The organism is Parasphingorhabdus sp., assembly GCF_059726685.1.
This window is the reverse complement of the sequence record NZ_AP041068.1, coordinates 1,090,227-1,105,260: the sequence shown is the minus strand read 5'-3', so window position 1 is coordinate 1,105,260 and position 15,034 is coordinate 1,090,227. Positions and strand designations below refer to the sequence as shown.

Genomic DNA, 15,034 nt, shown 5'->3' with positions numbered 1-15,034 from the left:
CCTTGCTTAGGCAAGGCTCTTGCTCACTTGCTCCGACACATCTTTTGAAAGGTCGGGTGTCGCCGCGATTTTTTCCAGCGCTTGCCGCATCAGGTCGGATCGACCGCGCTCGAAACGACGCCAACGACCCAGCGGCGGAATGAAGCGTGCGGCTGTTTGCGGATTTTGCCCGTCCAGCGCGATCACCATGTCGGCAAGCATCTGATAGCCCTTACCGGACGGATCATGAAACCGCACCGCATTACTGGTAAATCCGGCATAAAGTGCCCGTACCCGATTGGGATTGGACAGGGTAAATTCGGGATGCTTGGCAAGGCGCTCGACCCGCTTCACTGTATCGCTGCGCTGTGACAGCGCCTGCATGGTGAACCATTTGTCGAGCACCAGCGCATTGTCCTTGAACCGCTTGAAGAAATCCTCAAACACCCAGGTCCGTTCATCTGCATCCATATGCGACAGGACACCAACCGCGCCCTGCATTGCCGTCATGTTATTGGCATCCCGATATTGGTCGAATGCCAGTTCCGCTGCATCCTCAACCTGCGATGCTGCGATGTAATCAAGGGTGACGTTGCGCAGTTTCCGGTCTGCCCGGGCTTCTGCCTCCAGCGAAAACTCGCCCGGCACGCATTGATTGTAGAGACGGCGGAACTTGCGTTCAAATTGTACGCCGATTTTGCCGCGCAACTTTTCGCGCGCATCATGAATAGCCTGCGGATCGACTTGAACCATCTGATCCCCGAGAAACGCTTCGCTTGGCAGCTGAATCAATTCCGCCAAAAATGCCTTGTCAATATTCTCATCCGCCAGCACCGCGCCTACGGCCTGCAGAATGATATCGCGATCCGCCGGCGTCCCGGTTACCCGGGCAACCAGATAGCTGGTCATAAGCTGTTGCATCGCCTCAAACCGGGCAAACGGATCGTCATCATGTGAGGATAGAAAGGCCAGTTCTTCTGCCGTACGGCTACTTTCCAAAATGATCGGCGCGGAGAAGCTGCGGTTGATCGAAAGGATCGGATGCTCTTTTTGCCCTTCGAAAATGAAGCTCTGCTCCGCCTGATCAAGCGTGATAAGCTGTTCGCCGTCATGCTTGCCGGTTTCAGGATCAAGCAACGCGATTTTGAGCGGGATGACCATTTCCGATGGCTGCGGAGCAGCGCCGCTCGCGCCCAAAATCTGTTGCAGGTCCAGTGTCGCAGTGCCTGTTTGCGGATCATGGCTTAGCCTCGCTGACACGCAGGGCGTTCCGGGCGTCCGGTACCAGCCGCGGAATTGGGTAAGGTCGATATCGCCGCCCTCTTCCATCGCCACAACAAAATCCTCACATGTCGCGGCTTCACCATCATGACGATCAAAATACAAGTCCGTGCCTTTGCGAAAGCGCTCTCCGCCCAGCAAGGTCGCCATCATCCTGATAACTTCTGCACCCTTGTTATAGACAGTCGCCGTATAGAAGTTGGAAATCTCCTGATAGCTTTCCGGGCGGATCGGATGCGCCAGCGGTCCGGCGTCTTCGGGGAACTGAGCCGCACGCAAAATCCGCACATCTTCGATCCGCTTAAGCGCGGTCGACCCCATATCCGCCGAAAAACTCTGGTCCCGATAGACCGTGAAACCCTCTTTCAAACTGAGCTGAAACCAGTCACGGCAGGTGACCCGGTTACCCGACCAGTTGTGGAAATATTCATGGGCCACCACACCCTCAATTCCATCATAATCACCGTCGGTGGCGACTTCCGGGTCCGCTAATATATAGCGCGAATTGAAGATATTAAGCCCCTTATTCTCCATCGCACCCATGTTGAAATCACTCACCGCAACGATGTTGAACAGCCCCAAATCATATTCGCGCCCGTACACGTCCTCGTCCCAACGCATCGAGTCTTTGAGCGCCTGCATGGCATGGCCGGTGCGCGGCAAATCGCCATCACGGACCCAGATGTTCAGCTCGACCGGTTTGCCCGACCGCGTGGTAAAGCTATCACTGTTTGCAACCAGATCGCCCGCGACCAGCGCGAAGAGATAGCTCGGCTTGGGCCAGGGATCATTCCACTGCGCCCAATGACGACCATTATCGCCATCGCCTTCCCCAACCTTGTCACCATTGCAAAGCAAGATCGGGAAAGTATTTTTATCACCCTCCATCCGTACCGAATAACGGCTCAATATATCGGGCCTGTCGGGGAAGAATGTGATCCGGCGAAAACCTTCGGCCTCACATTGGGTGCAGAGCATCCCTTGAGAAGCATAAAGCCCCATCAACTGCGTGTTGGTAGAGGGATCAATTTCAACGGTAATTTCTACTTCATGTGCCGTGCCGGTGAGCGGCAGTTGCAAATTGCCGTCAATCAACTGCCAATCCGTCCACGTAGCGCCGTCCACCTTGACCGACGTCGGAATGAGACCATCGCCATCCAAGATCAAAGCTTCCTGATATTTAGCCGATTTGGAGCGCCGTACATCCAGTGTCGATCGGACAACCGTGTGATCCAGGCCCAGCTGAAAATCGAGCGCAATGGCCGGGACGAACCACGCCGGCGGACGATAATCTTCGCGGCGAATAATGGCAGGCTCGGTCGCAGGCATCGCTGCATCGGTCTTTTGGATATCTAGCATGACTCCCGCCATAAGAGCCATTTGCACGTCGTGCAATTGCGTTTATGCTTCTATCATCGGGCCCATCCGATCTATTCTATAGGGAAACTCAAGCCATGCCTCATATGCTCATCTTTGGACTGGGTTACACGGCAAAGCGGCTCACCGAACGATTGCGCGGCGAGGGATGGCAAGTAACCGGCACCCGGCGAGAGGCATCGGATGAAGCAATGGCGTTTGGTGACGAAACATCAGTCTTGGCGGCAATTGAAACCGCAACCCACATAATCTCTTCTGTTCCGCCTACCCGCGACGGCATTGAACCGGTGCTGGATGGTTACGGAGAAGCGATAAAAGCCGCATCGCTGGAATGGACAGGCTACCTCTCGTCTACCGGAGTCTACGGCGATGCGGAAGGCGCCTGGGTCGATGAAAGCGCGCCGATTGGCTCTGGACGGCGCAAGTCCCGCAGCGGCGCTGACCAGCGCTGGCAGGGCATGCGCGACGATGTCCGCGTACTGCGCCTGCCTGGCATATACGGGCCGGGCCGCAATCCGATCACCAGGGTCGAGCAAGGTAAAGCAAAAAGGGTCGATGTTCCCGGACAGGTGTTCAGCCGTATCCATGTCGATGATATCGTGGCCGCTGTGGTTGCATCTTTTGATGGCCCTGCCGGGGTTTACAATATTGCCGACGACCTGCCCGCACCGCAGCATGAGGTTATCGCCCATGCCGCAAGGCTCATTGGTATGGAGCCGCCGCCTTTGCTCTCTCTGGAAGATGCCGGTCTTTCGAAATCAGCTTTGGGTTTCTATGAAGAAAACCGCCGGGTCGCCAATGGTAAGGCGAAGCGGCTGTTGGATTGGCAGCCGCAATATCCTGACTACAAGGCAGGCATGGCCGGTTTCGTATAACCGGCCCTATCGGACAGTTTTGAACCTGTCGTCTACCTTGTCTGACAAAAACTGTCGCACATGGGCAACAAAAAGCTCAGAACTATGCTCGCGGCCGAGCAAGAGATGGTTGTCGGTCGGCAGTGTAACGAACTCCGCCCCGCTGATCCCACTGGCAAGCTCCGCGCCCTTGGCGACCGGAACGCGCTGATCACCGCGCGCATGCATGACCAGTGTGGGGCACTGTATTGCCTCCAGTCGGTGCCGCACGTCGATATCCGCAAAGGTTTCCAGAAAACGGGCGGCATTGGCAGCCGAAACGGTTTTCCTCTGGAATTCGTCAAACGCCGCCCTTTCGGAGTCCGTAGCACCGGGAATCAGCGCCCGGGAAAACAGATTGCGATAGCTGGAATCGTCACGGCTCCAACCCTTGGCAACCAGGGTGATCAAAGCTTCTCTCTCGGCAACCGATTCGGTGTCGCCATCGGCGCGCCAGCCCGCCGCATAACCGCCCCAAAGGATCAGATGACTGACCCGATCGGGGTTTTTTGCAGCATATTCAATAGCGACGGCCGCGCCCTGCGATATGCCGAGTAAAGGAAAACGCTCCACACCGCTTTGGGCAACCACTGTTTCCAGATCTGTAACAAAGGCGTCAAACCCAAGATCTGCTGCATCCCAATCGGACATGCCATTGCCTCGTTCGTCATAGCGGACCAGACTGTAGTCACGCGCCAGCTCCTGAAATAATGGTGACCAGACCTCGCTGTCCCAGTCCAGTTCAAGATGATTGAGCCAGTTGGCCGCTTTCAGCAGTGGCGGCCCTGATCCGATCCGGGCCCATGCAATACGGGTACCGTCTTTGGCGCCCGCAAAGCCGATTTTTTGCCGTGCGAGATGCAACTGGCTCGGCCTGTCGAGCGGCGTTCCAGCTCTTGCACCAAGATCGGGCAGTAACCGTGTACGCAATGCTTCCGCCTCTTCCCGCATCGCAGTCAACCACGCTTGATAGTGGGAGTGGTCCGGCAGATCGAGACCAGCAAGCAGGGGTTGGTCTAGCGCTGCACGCACATCCGCAAAATCCTGCCCGGCCAGCTCCTCATCGCGCTGCGCGCGTTCAATCAAATTCTTATAGTCGATTGTCGCTGCCACCGGTTCAAAATGAACCTTTTCCCGGTCGGCTACAATCCGTTCTGCTTCGGGTTCATTCAGCAATCGGCGCAGTTTCCAGATGGCGGATCTGAGAGCACCTCTCGGATCATCCGGCCCCTCCCAGAACAGATCGCACAGCCTTTCGCGATGCTGCGGCTTTCCGGTAAGCAAAAGAAACGCTAGCATTGCGCGGGCCTTGCGCGATGCTGGTAATTTTACCGGCTGACCTCCGCGGCGCACGGACAAGCCGCCAAGCACTTCGATTTCCAGATTTGGCATGGCTACTCCGATTACTCGCCCCCGAGTTGGAATTCGTCATTCTAGCGGCAAGCTCATGGCCAGTGGTGATCATCGACACATCGGGCGAATGCTAGAAAACCTAGGACCAATAAGATCAACGCCGCAATTTAAGGCCGCCGCAACAAAAAACAACGGAAATGACATGCTTATGAACATGCTGCCTAACACGCAAAGGTAACATTGGAGGCACGCTTGTTGAATGAATATTCAACTCACAAACAGATAGAAGGAATTAATAATGTTCTCCCAGCGATATCTATTCGAGCGACGACCAAGACAGAAACATTGCGCGATCTTGAGAAAAGAACTGCGATATTGACCGCGGCCATACAGCCGCAAAATTGAATTTGATTTTGCACGACCCTGACGACCTCAATGCAGGAACAAATGGCCTGGCTGTTTTCTCCTGCCACCTGGGGCTGCGCATAAGTGCAGCCCCCATTTTATCCCCAACCAGCCGCGTACAAATGCGCGAGCTTGTTGAACAAGGTAGTTTATAATGCTGGAACCACTCGCATTGATCAATGACCCGGTACTTACTCGCCGGGAAACGGAAATACTGGAATATATCACGCTGGGGCTGTCCGCCAAGGAAGTCGCACTGGAAATCAACATATCACCCCGGACAGTTGAACGACATGTGGAAAATGTCAGGCTGAAACTGCGCGCAAGAAACCGGACCCATATGGTCGCATGTGCTGTCAAGGCAGGGCTATTGAGGGTCAACGAAGCCGGAGTCCGGGGAATTTACAGACTGGCCTCCCGCAATGGGCCGCTGGAACAGATGTAAGATAGCGGCGGCTGTTGCGCTGATTTTTTTGAGACGATGCTCCAACATGTACTTTGTTAAATTGTGGGTATGTCGTCCATCTGACCTTCCACTTTAACACTCTTGGCGAGTTTTTCAGCCAAATCACGGCTGAGTAGCGCCATGATAGCGTTTTGAAAAGCGGGTGATTTTTCCATCAAACGCATGATTTGAGATGCATCCCATTTTATCAGACGTGCCCCCGGTTCTGCAGTAACGTCAGCCGTTGGTAGACGGCCTAGCACAAAGGCTATTTCTCCGATAAAATTACCCGGGGCGAGTTGAAATTCATTGTCACCCTTTTTGATCACCACGGTCCCGTCAAATATAAAATATAGCTCCGACAAGGGCTCGTTTGCAGCGGCCAGTATGGCAGGTGTCCCAGCTGTCTCCCAATGCGCGATTTTGAGCAACTGACGAAATTGGCCGGGGCTGAATCCGTCAAAGGCCTCGAACAACTCTTTCTCTTCCGATTTAAGCGCAAAAACGGTGCGTTCCATCAATATGCGAAAAAGAATGATCAAATTTGCGGCAACCAATATGCAAGTTGTGACGATGGCATCCCACAACGGAATTTCCGGGAATAAATAATAATAGAGCAGATAAAATGCCGAGCCCGCTAGCACCATAAGACGAAGCTTCAGTTCGTCCCGGATGAGAAAAGCAATGATGTAAAAAAGCGCGCCAAAGTGAATTAGCAGCGCTGTGTTAAAGTCAAAATCCATAGATCATTCGTCACCCAACTGACCCCATCTGAAAATAACGATGCGCTACAATGGTTTGGCGGGCAAGTTGCAAAAAAGCTAGTGATGGCTTGCGGCAGTTTTTCTGATCCTGCAAAAAGACCGCCAATATATATTCTATGTTCGACTTTGTGGGAATCGCGCTTTAAGCCTTCGGGCTTACGCCCTTGTCAGGAAGCATTGTTGCCCATCGCCCATATCATCTTGACCACTGCTATCCTGATTACGCTTGCAACATCGGTTTTTCTGGCGCTGCGTTACCGGAATATCAAACTTTACGGCACGGAACCGAGCAATCTGCTGGCCTTTACCGCGATCCTGTTCACGTCAGGTTTGGACGTCGGATTGATCATGTTTCCGCTTACCGAGTTTCCAGTTTATGCAACCGAAACACCCTACGGTTTTACCAATCCGCTGGCGATCGAGTTTGGATTCTGGGCGTTTCTGGTCTGGGGATTTTACTTTCTCACAACCTTCTATTTCTGCGTAATCGAGCCACGTCTCAAACTGTTCGAGCTATGGTGGGTGGCGCTGGCCAACAATATTGTCATCGTCGCAACCTGCGCCTTTACGGGGTTTCTTTTCCTGAGTTACCTGCCTGATTATATCGCTGATATTTCGCCGGTTGCGCGCTACTCTTTGGTTGCGGCAGTGGTGCTCGGCGCAGTATTGTCCAGCACCGATATCCGCTATGTCAAATGGCTGAGCTATGGGTCTTTCGCGCTATTCGCGCTGTTGATCCTCGGCCTCATGGTGGCGAATGGAATGGGCGCTGGCGATCTTCTTGCGAGCGGCCAAAATCTTGGTGGCTATTTCAGCAATATCGACAAATTTTTAAGTCCGGTCACCGACTATCATGCGTTCTATCTTTTCTGGTGGTTTGCCTGGAGTATCATGATTGGGCAATTTGTTGCGCGGTTCCTCGGTGGAATCAGGCCACTGCAGCTATTATTGGCACTTTTGATCTTGCCGTCCATTCCCATTGCCATCTGGTTTTCGGTCCTGTTTCACTATCATACCGAAGAGATTGTCCTGGCAGAATATCTTCAAGTTGCGATGGTCGTTGTCGGTATTATCTTCGTACTGAATTCGCTGGATTCCCTGACCCGGCTTTATTCGGAAAACCTCAACCTGACCGTTAAACGACTGGGCATGCCGCTCTATATTGCGGGTCATTGGGGGCTGCTTTTCGGGCTGATCATGCTCTACCAGTTTACGCCGCTGAAAATCGAATGGATCGGCATGGTGGTGATTGCCCTTTACGGCTGTATCTACTTTCTGATCTACCGGCGCAGAGAAGCGCTGCAAAAATTATCGCAAACGGGGCAACCGATTCATGTCCAACAATGAACAAGCTGACTGGGACTATATCATCATCGGCGCCGGTTCGGCAGGATGCGTTCTGGCTAACCGTTTGACCGCCGACGGCAGAAACAGGGTGCTGCTGCTAGAGGCTGGCGGAAGCGACAAGAATATCCTGGTCCAGATGCCAACCGCCCTGTCCTATCCTATGGCATCCCAAACCTATAACTGGGGCTATCATAGCGACCCGGAACCGGCACTGGATGGCCGGCAGATAAGCTGTCCGCGCGGCAAGGGGTTGGGCGGGACATCGTCTATCAACGGCATGGTATATGTCCGTGGACACAGCTGCGATTTTGACGAATGGGAACAATCGGGTGCCAGGGGGTGGAGCTATACCGATTGCCTGCCCTATTTCCAGCGTTCGGAAACCTGGCAAGGCGGCGCTGACGATTATCGCGGCGGCAGTGGACCACTTGGCGTTGGCGGCGGCAACAACATGTCCGGCAATCCGCTATATCAGACTTTTATCGATGCCGGTGTCCAAGCCGGATACCCGAAGACCGAAGACTATAATGGCTATCGGCAAGAGGGTTTTGGCGCGATGCATATGACGGTACGGGGCGGTATCCGCGAATCTACCGCGCGCGCTTATCTGGACCCAGTGAAAAAACGCACCAATCTGACGGTCTGGACAGGCGCGCTCGTCGATCGCCTGATCATGGAAGGCAAGCGCGCCGCCGGTGTGGCGCTGGAACGCAGCGGCGTCGCAACGACCGTCTTTGCCGCGAAAGAGGTCATACTCGCCGCAGGCTCTATCGCTTCACCAGCATTGCTCCAGCGTTCTGGTATCGGCGCCAAATCGGTGCTTCAAGATGCCGGAGTGAAGCAGGTGCACGACCTGCCCGGCGTAGGCGAAAATCTGCAGGACCATTTGGAGGTCTATTTCCAGTTTCATTGCAAAGAGCCGGTCAGCCTCAACAATAAGCTGGGTTGGTTCAGCAAGTTGATGATCGGCATCCAGTGGGTTCTGTTCAAATCCGGTCTCGGCGCAACCAATCATTTTGAATCCTGTGCGTTCATCCGATCCTACGCCGGGCGAAAATCACCGGACATCCAATATCATTTCCTGCCAGCCGCCATGCGATATGATGGCACGCCGTCCTTGAAAGGACATGGATTCCAGGTTCATGTCGGCCCCAACAAGCCGAAGAGCAGAGGCCGCGTGCGGATAAAGTCCGCTGACCCATCAGAAGCGCCGAGCATCCTCTATAATTATATGCAGCATCCCGATGACGTGTCGGTCTGGCGCCAGTGCATCCGCCTCACCCGAGAAATCATCTCGCAACCGGCCATGGATGCCTATCGCGGAGATGAGCTACAGCCCGGCACAGACATAGATACGGACGAGCAAATAGATGCATGGGTGAAAGACAATGTGGAGAGTGCTTATCACCCGTGCGGAACCTGCAAAATGGGATCGCCGGATGATCCCTTGGCAGTTGTAGATACCGAATGCAGGGTGATAGGCTTGGACAGCCTGCGCGTTGTTGATGCATCCGTTTTCCCGACCGTCACCAACGGAAATATCAATGCCCCGACCATCATGGTGGCCGAAAGGGCTTCAGATATCATCCTCAGACAGCCGCTGCTCCCACCATCGTCGGCGCCGAGCTGGATCGACGAAAACTGGCAGACCAGACAACGGCAGAACCCACCTGGTAACACTTAGTATCGACGCTCACGCTTGGAATTCGGACCGAGCTACCAACCAGAACCCCGTCTTTCCCGCATTTGCCGGCATTTAGAAGATGGGGTTCAACTGCTGTTTGGATCTACGGCCTTCATGGTCCGCGATCAAACGACTACAAGACTGTGCCACTTCAGCTATTTTTTCATATACCACAAAGCATTCACTATCAGCCATTTCCCATCGAAATTACCCATATGAAAATAGTCCACAAACCAAGGTGTTTCGAGACGAACCGAAGCGGCATTGCCCGTCACATCGAGAATTTTGCAGGTGCGGTTCCATTTTTCGATGGGTGTTTTAAGCGCGCCGCGCTTGGTCAGAGAAACCAGTTCCTCTTTGGTCATCCGCCTCAACCCAAAACTTTCATAGGGCTGCTTCCCAATCACAGCGCGCTTGGCGAGATCGGGGTGCAGTGAGCGTGCCACGCGCTCGGGATCTCCTTGTAGTTGGCCGTCAACATAGTCGTGACAGGTCGCCTCGATAGCAGCGAGCGTTGCCACATCGGCCACGTTCGGCTGACTTGCAGCTGTAGCTGCGGCGATAATCGGGATAACGTCCATGATCTGACCTTCCTTCTGAAACCGCGTTCACGGTCTCATATCTACGCTTTCTTTTGAAACGCCGGAAATTCTGAGCAAGCGTCATAGTCGGCCTTGACCATGGCATAACGCTGGTCAATCGCTCCAGCAAATTCAGGGTGTGTGAATATATACAGGCGATCAGCTTCGACACATTGCGCGGTCCATTCCGCGACATCGGCGGGATTCAGCCCGCCATCAATCACTGCGGCCATGGCCTGGAATTGCGGATCACTCTCGTCACCTCCACCAGTGGGCTTGTCAAAGGCGCTGCGGTGGATATTGGTTTTTACCCAAGCCGGACACAGGATACTGACGCCGATATTGCTTGGGGCCAGTTCCTGCTTCAATGCTTCCGAATAGCCGACAACGGCAAATTTGGTGGCGTTATAGGGTGCCATTCCGGGGGCCGCGCCATGACCCGCCATGGATGCCGTGTTGATGAAATAACCGCCCTCGCCATGACTTTGGATCAGTGGTGTGAAAATTTCCACACCATGCGCAACACCGATCAGGTTGATGTCCACAATCCAGCGCCAGTCTTTCATATCGATTTCGCCGGGAGCACCACCCAAGGCAACGCCGGCGTTGTTGACCACGATATGGACTTTGCCAAACCGATCAACTGTCGCCTGAGCAGCGGCACGAACCTGCGCCTCATCCGCGACATCGCACAGGACCGTATCAACATCAGCGCCGTTCGCGCTGAGCTCAGCAGCCGCCTGGTTGAGCTTCTCCTCATCAATATCCGCTAACATGATCTTGACGCCCCGGGCAGCAAACGCATGCGCAATGGCAAGGCCAATGCCGGCCGCTCCACCCGTGATAAAACTAACCATGTCTTTGTTGATTTTCATATTTCTATCCTTTTGCAATCGGCGTTGGGGCTAGCGGCCTTTGACAATATCTCTGGCAAGTGTGCGCACCCGGTTTTCATCGGGAAATTGTTCTTCAATCCATGCGGCCTCAACGGCCTTCAGGCTCTCGGTCACAATCGGCCCGGGTTTGAGACCCATAGCGATCAAATCACCACCGGTAATCGGGAAGACCGGTTTTGACCATTTTTTAAGCTTCGCGAGGCTGGTATCGAGATCATCATCTGCCGCGAATAAAAGCGCTATGTCTCGCGCCGCATCCGCACCATGATGATAAGCGATAGCCGGGATATTTGAAACTGCCGGTTTCAAGGTTCTCAACCGATCGGCCACAGCGCGGCGCAATTTCTTTGAAAATCGAAGGCTGGTGACAATTTCCGCTGTCTTGTCGGCATCTTTGGGAAGCAAGGCGACTAAACGCCGCACTGGGTCCGGCGGGATATCATAAGCTTCCTCGCGCAGAATGAGTACGGCCAGCAAGGGCCCTGCTCCGGGATCGATTTCGTCAACAATATTGGCAAAAACATCCGCCTCGATCATTTCCTGTACAGCATAGACGGGGTCGACCGCACTGAGCAATTTCATCAACTCGTCTGCAACGCGCTCGCGCGATAGTTTCGACAATTCCCGCGCGGCTGCACGGCACGCGTCAAACGTCTCCTTGTCGACATCATGCTGGCCGAACCGTGCCAGAAAGCGGAAATAACGCATGATACGAAGATGGTCTTCAGCGATCCTTTGCTCAGCCGAGCCGATGAAGCGGATATGGCGCTTTTCGAGATCGACGAGCCCGCCGAAATAGTCATAAACTTCCAGTGTTTCCGGATCCGCAAACAAGGCATTTATAGTAAAATCCCGGCGCGCGGCGTCCTCTTTCCAGTCATCACTAAACGCCACTGTCGCTCTACGTCCGTCGGTCGATACGTCGCGGCGCAAAGTGGTGATTTCAACCGGGCCGTCTTCGGTGACAGCGGTGACGGTACCATGTTCGATACCTGTAGGAACAACGGTGATGTCCGCGTCTTTCAGCCGGGCGGTTACAACATCGGGTTTTAACGTCGTTGCAAGATCAATGTCCTTTGCCGGGATCGACAGCAACGTGTCCCGCACCGCACCGCCAACATAGCGCGTGGCACCTCGATGACCATCCAACACCGCAATCAGGTCTTTGAGCGACTGACGTTGATGCCAAGAGGCTTCCGGTAACTTCATGACAGCCAATCCAACCGCTTTGACAAGTTGACCAATATTCCAGCGGTAATTCCCCATATGCGACGGTTTCGCCAGTTAATTTGGTAATATTGGCGGCGGTCCCCGCGCCATTCTCCGACATGGGTATCCTGGTTTCGCGGATCGAGTACAAAGTCGAGCGGCGCCTCAAACCAATCGTCCACTTCTTCCGGACAGGGAACGAGCGGCAGATCCGGTGGGATCAACCCGATAATGGGTTGGATATTATAACCGCTGCCCGAATGATAGCGGTCGGTCGGCCCGATAATATCAACCTTGGCGGGATCAAGCTGTACTTCCTCTTCTGCTTCCCGAAGGGCTGCGTGGACTGCATCTTTGTCCTCTGGATCAATCTTACCACCTGGGAAGGCGACCTGCCCAGGATGGTTGCGCATATGATCAGGACGCTGAACCAATATGACGCCCGGATCGGGGCGATCGGTAATCGCAATCAGCACAGCAGCGCTTCGCAGGCTATTCAAGTCTTTTATAAAATCGCGTTCATCGGACAATGCATGATCTAGATCATTGGCATGACCACTGCGCAAGGCCTGCGAAAGCTTTGTTCTGAGGTCACTGATGCCGGTCATTCTGGTTTATCGATCGGAAAAAAGGTGCCATTGCTCCACAGGCCGAAAGGGTCGAGATCGTCGGCTAGCGCACATTCAGCCAGCTCGTAGTAAACCGGCCGTGCCAATACGGCCTCGAGCCCGCCGCGGACATGCAAATAGGGTCTCGCCTGCTCGTCTGCAGCCGCACCATTATCTGCTGCTGCAATTTTCGGAAAGCTGAGCTTGTGCAAGTCATCAGCCATTACCAGATGATCGGTATTCAAACGGAACGCGAGTTTGCGGTCGACGCCTTCCCCTTCACTTTCGACTTCTACTGCAACGAACGGCGCGTCATCTATTTGAATATGGAGTTTCTGGTAGGGTGTGACCAAAGCGTAGCTGTTATCTTTTTCCTGTCGCAAGAGGGTGGAAAAGGCGCGGACCATGGCCGGGCGATTAATCGGTGACCCTTGATGAAACCAGGTGCCATCCATTGCAATACGCATTTCGCTGTCGCCGGTTTCCTTCGGCTCCCATTGGTCGACCGGCGGCAATTTCTGAGCTTCGACCATCTCTGCAATGTCACTAAGCGATAGAGATGCGAGTTCGGGCGGCGGTGTATAGGGCATGCGCCGTGCCTATTGGGAATAAGCGGACGTGTAAAGTATCGCTAATAATCAAAGGCGTTTAGAAACGTTACGCCTATGAATTTTCAGCTTGTCCAGGGACCTAGCTTGCCCTTCTCGGGCAAAACGGCATCTTTGGGCGCACGCACCAGCAAGCGTTCCGGCTCCCATGGACCAGGTAATGTCCAGCCGCCGGTCCGCTCTGGCGAGAAACCGAAGAAGCGGTCATAATAGGCGGGGTCACCGATCATCACGAGCGGCAGGCTCTCATTGTCCTGCAATTCTTTCAGCATGCCTTTCATCAAAGCCTGCCCCACGCCCTGTTGCTGGCAATCAGGATAAACCGCTACTGGCCCGACCATAATCATCGGATGCTTTTTACCTTGCGGGTCGGTTAGTCCAACAGGCCAGCATTGCAGCGAGCCGAGCAGTTCGTTCTCCGCCATATCAACCGCAGCGACGCTAAGCCCATCGAGCATGTCCATGCCTTCCCGAACTTTATAGGCCGTTCGCTGCGTGCGTTTTTGGCCGAAAGCGGCATCGAGCAGATCCTCAACCAGCGCGGGATCAATTTCAGCGAGAGGCATTATAGTCGTCAAATCACCGGTCCAATTTTCGGAAGAAACGTAGAGAAATGCGCCTCTAACGCTATTGAACACCGCTGTCGAGCAAGAGATTGGTCTAAACCAAACTGGTTGTGCAGTGTTGATTGCACTATCGCTTTACCGCGTCTAAAAGACCGTAATCAAAGGAGTTATGCCCGTGAATAGTCAACAGGATCAGCAACCACAGACCGATCAACCGGCCGTCGATACCAGTGGAGCCGCGACCGGGAAGCTGGCAAAATTGCGTAGCGATCCGAAAGGCTGGATTGTGTTCATATTGGCGGTAGCTGCCGTAATCATGTTTTTTGGTTCGGCGTTCGGATCGGGCATTGGACTATGGGGTTGGCAAGCCGGGCTGGGAATTTTGCCATGGACCGGTCTGTTGGCTTTGATTGCTCTGCTTGTTGCCATCGTCGGGATTATTCTTGATCGCCGGAAAGATCGTAAGACGCGCTGGCCTTTGCTCGGCATTGGAACTTTGGTTTCACTGGGGTTTATCGGCTATTTGGCCAGCTATGCGATGACATTGGCGTCTCTTCCGGCGATCCATGACATCACCACCGATCTGGCGGACCCGCCACAATTCTCCGCCTTAACCCTACGCGCCGACAATTGGGACAATATCCCCGGTGCCGATGACAGTGCAATGCGCGGGATGAACCCACGGCAACGCTGGGCGACCCTGCATCAGGGTGCTTATCCGGATATTCGCTCTGTTCGCATCGACCAACCAGTCGCTGAAGTTATTGAAAAAGCTAAGCGTTTGGCGGAAGATCGTGGATGGGATGTCGCCAATGTCGACCCTGCATCCGGTCATTTGGAAGCGACAGCCACGATTTCCCTGTTCCGTTTCAAAGATGACGTGGTCATCCGCGCTCGCGCAGCAGAAAACGGCCAAGCCAGCATTATCGACATGCGTTCGGTATCACGGGTTGGCATTCATGACCTTGGCGCCAATGCCAAACGGGTGCGTCAGTTCCTGAGCGATTTGTCGGGTACAACGACCACTGCTTCTTGAAA

The 15,034-nt window shown here is 54.1% G+C and carries 14 protein-coding genes; 5 read left to right on the top strand and 9 right to left on the bottom strand.

What is annotated here, in order from left to right; genetic code table 11:
- Positions 1–6: 6 nt before the first annotated feature.
- A complete protein-coding gene (pepN, locus tag AC6I9Z_RS05535) occupies positions 7–2,619 on the bottom strand; it encodes an aminopeptidase N (RefSeq protein ID WP_461454125.1) in 2,613 nt (870 codons plus the stop codon).
- 95 nt (positions 2,620–2,714) lie between these two features.
- Here pepN and AC6I9Z_RS05530 point away from each other — a divergent pair, with 95 nt between their 5' ends.
- Entirely contained in the window at positions 2,715–3,512 is a 798-nt protein-coding gene (locus tag AC6I9Z_RS05530; RefSeq protein ID WP_461454123.1) for an SDR family oxidoreductase, read from the top strand.
- A 6-nt stretch (positions 3,513–3,518) separates the two neighbouring features.
- On the opposite strand, the gene AC6I9Z_RS05525 is transcribed toward AC6I9Z_RS05530, so the two are convergent.
- On the bottom strand, positions 3,519–4,922 hold the full coding sequence (locus tag AC6I9Z_RS05525) for a bifunctional AfsR/SARP family transcriptional regulator/alpha/beta hydrolase (protein ID WP_461454121.1): 1,404 nt from the start codon (positions 4,920–4,922) through the stop codon (positions 3,519–3,521).
- 520 nt (positions 4,923–5,442) lie between these two features.
- On the opposite strand from AC6I9Z_RS05525, the gene AC6I9Z_RS05520 reads away from it, so the two are divergent.
- A complete protein-coding gene (locus tag AC6I9Z_RS05520; RefSeq protein ID WP_109355115.1) occupies positions 5,443–5,733 on the top strand; it encodes a response regulator transcription factor in 291 nt (96 codons plus the stop codon).
- Between the two features lie 56 nt (positions 5,734–5,789).
- Here AC6I9Z_RS05520 and AC6I9Z_RS05515 read toward each other — a convergent pair whose 3' ends face one another.
- On the bottom strand, positions 5,790–6,476 hold the full coding sequence (locus AC6I9Z_RS05515; protein ID WP_461454118.1) for a Crp/Fnr family transcriptional regulator: 687 nt from the start codon (positions 6,474–6,476) through the stop codon (positions 5,790–5,792).
- Between the two features lie 201 nt (positions 6,477–6,677).
- On the opposite strand from AC6I9Z_RS05515, the gene AC6I9Z_RS05510 reads away from it, so the two are divergent.
- Positions 6,678–7,844: a hypothetical protein gene (locus tag AC6I9Z_RS05510; protein WP_461454116.1), complete on the top strand. Its 1,167-nt coding sequence runs from the start codon at positions 6,678–6,680 to the stop codon at positions 7,842–7,844.
- Complete coding sequence (gene betA, locus AC6I9Z_RS05505) at positions 7,831–9,528, top strand: choline dehydrogenase (protein WP_461454114.1); 1,698 nt, start codon at positions 7,831–7,833, stop codon at positions 9,526–9,528. Before AC6I9Z_RS05510 ends, betA begins: the two co-directional genes overlap by 14 nt.
- A gap of 155 nt (positions 9,529–9,683) precedes the next feature.
- On the opposite strand, the gene AC6I9Z_RS05500 is transcribed toward betA, so the two are convergent.
- The 6 genes from AC6I9Z_RS05500 to AC6I9Z_RS05475 form a co-directional block, all read right to left on the bottom strand.
- A complete protein-coding gene (locus tag AC6I9Z_RS05500) occupies positions 9,684–10,109 on the bottom strand; it encodes a nuclear transport factor 2 family protein (RefSeq protein WP_109355111.1) in 426 nt (141 codons plus the stop codon).
- Between the two features lie 41 nt (positions 10,110–10,150).
- Positions 10,151–10,984 carry an SDR family NAD(P)-dependent oxidoreductase gene (locus AC6I9Z_RS05495; RefSeq protein WP_461454112.1) on the bottom strand — a complete coding sequence of 278 codons (834 nt, stop codon included), beginning with the start codon at positions 10,982–10,984 and terminating at the stop codon, positions 10,151–10,153.
- 30 nt (positions 10,985–11,014) lie between these two features.
- The gene (locus AC6I9Z_RS05490; protein ID WP_461454110.1) at positions 11,015–12,214 is read right to left on the bottom strand and encodes a CCA tRNA nucleotidyltransferase; all 1,200 of its coding nucleotides are present in this window, start codon (positions 12,212–12,214) and stop codon (positions 11,015–11,017) included.
- The gene (locus AC6I9Z_RS05485; protein WP_461454108.1) at positions 12,211–12,822 is read right to left on the bottom strand and encodes a CoA pyrophosphatase; all 612 of its coding nucleotides are present in this window, start codon (positions 12,820–12,822) and stop codon (positions 12,211–12,213) included. The genes AC6I9Z_RS05490 and AC6I9Z_RS05485 overlap by 4 nt, the downstream gene beginning before the upstream one ends.
- Positions 12,819–13,412: a DUF1285 domain-containing protein gene (locus tag AC6I9Z_RS05480; RefSeq protein ID WP_461454106.1), complete on the bottom strand. Its 594-nt coding sequence runs from the start codon at positions 13,410–13,412 to the stop codon at positions 12,819–12,821. Before AC6I9Z_RS05480 ends, AC6I9Z_RS05485 begins: the two co-directional genes overlap by 4 nt.
- 83 nt (positions 13,413–13,495) lie before the next feature.
- Complete coding sequence (locus AC6I9Z_RS05475) at positions 13,496–14,008, bottom strand: GNAT family N-acetyltransferase (protein WP_461454104.1); 513 nt, start codon at positions 14,006–14,008, stop codon at positions 13,496–13,498.
- Between the two features lie 163 nt (positions 14,009–14,171).
- On the opposite strand from AC6I9Z_RS05475, the gene AC6I9Z_RS05470 reads away from it, so the two are divergent.
- Positions 14,172–15,032 (top strand): DUF1499 domain-containing protein, encoded by an 861-nt coding sequence (locus AC6I9Z_RS05470; RefSeq protein WP_461454102.1) that lies wholly within the window; start codon positions 14,172–14,174, stop codon positions 15,030–15,032.
- Positions 15,033–15,034 lie beyond the last annotated feature (2 nt).

What these genes read in the sequence shown, in the direction of transcription:
- pepN (WP_461454125.1), bottom strand. Translation starts at nt 2,619, where the DNA reads ATGCTAGATATCCAAAAGACCGATGCAGCGATGCCTGCGACCGAGCCT.
- AC6I9Z_RS05530 (WP_461454123.1), top strand. Translation starts at nt 2,715, where the DNA reads ATGCCTCATATGCTCATCTTTGGACTGGGTTACACGGCAAAGCGGCTC.
- AC6I9Z_RS05525 (WP_461454121.1), bottom strand. Translation starts at nt 4,922, where the DNA reads ATGCCAAATCTGGAAATCGAAGTGCTTGGCGGCTTGTCCGTGCGCCGC.
- AC6I9Z_RS05520 (WP_109355115.1), top strand. Translation starts at nt 5,443, where the DNA reads ATGCTGGAACCACTCGCATTGATCAATGACCCGGTACTTACTCGCCGG.
- AC6I9Z_RS05515 (WP_461454118.1), bottom strand. Translation starts at nt 6,476, where the DNA reads ATGGATTTTGACTTTAACACAGCGCTGCTAATTCACTTTGGCGCGCTT.
- betA (WP_461454114.1), top strand. Translation starts at nt 7,831, where the DNA reads ATGTCCAACAATGAACAAGCTGACTGGGACTATATCATCATCGGCGCC.
- AC6I9Z_RS05500 (WP_109355111.1), bottom strand. Translation starts at nt 10,109, where the DNA reads ATGGACGTTATCCCGATTATCGCCGCAGCTACAGCTGCAAGTCAGCCG.
- AC6I9Z_RS05495 (WP_461454112.1), bottom strand. Translation starts at nt 10,984, where the DNA reads ATGAAAATCAACAAAGACATGGTTAGTTTTATCACGGGTGGAGCGGCC.
- AC6I9Z_RS05490 (WP_461454110.1), bottom strand. Translation starts at nt 12,214, where the DNA reads ATGAAGTTACCGGAAGCCTCTTGGCATCAACGTCAGTCGCTCAAAGAC.
- AC6I9Z_RS05485 (WP_461454108.1), bottom strand. Translation starts at nt 12,822, where the DNA reads ATGACCGGCATCAGTGACCTCAGAACAAAGCTTTCGCAGGCCTTGCGC.
- AC6I9Z_RS05480 (WP_461454106.1), bottom strand. Translation starts at nt 13,412, where the DNA reads ATGCCCTATACACCGCCGCCCGAACTCGCATCTCTATCGCTTAGTGAC.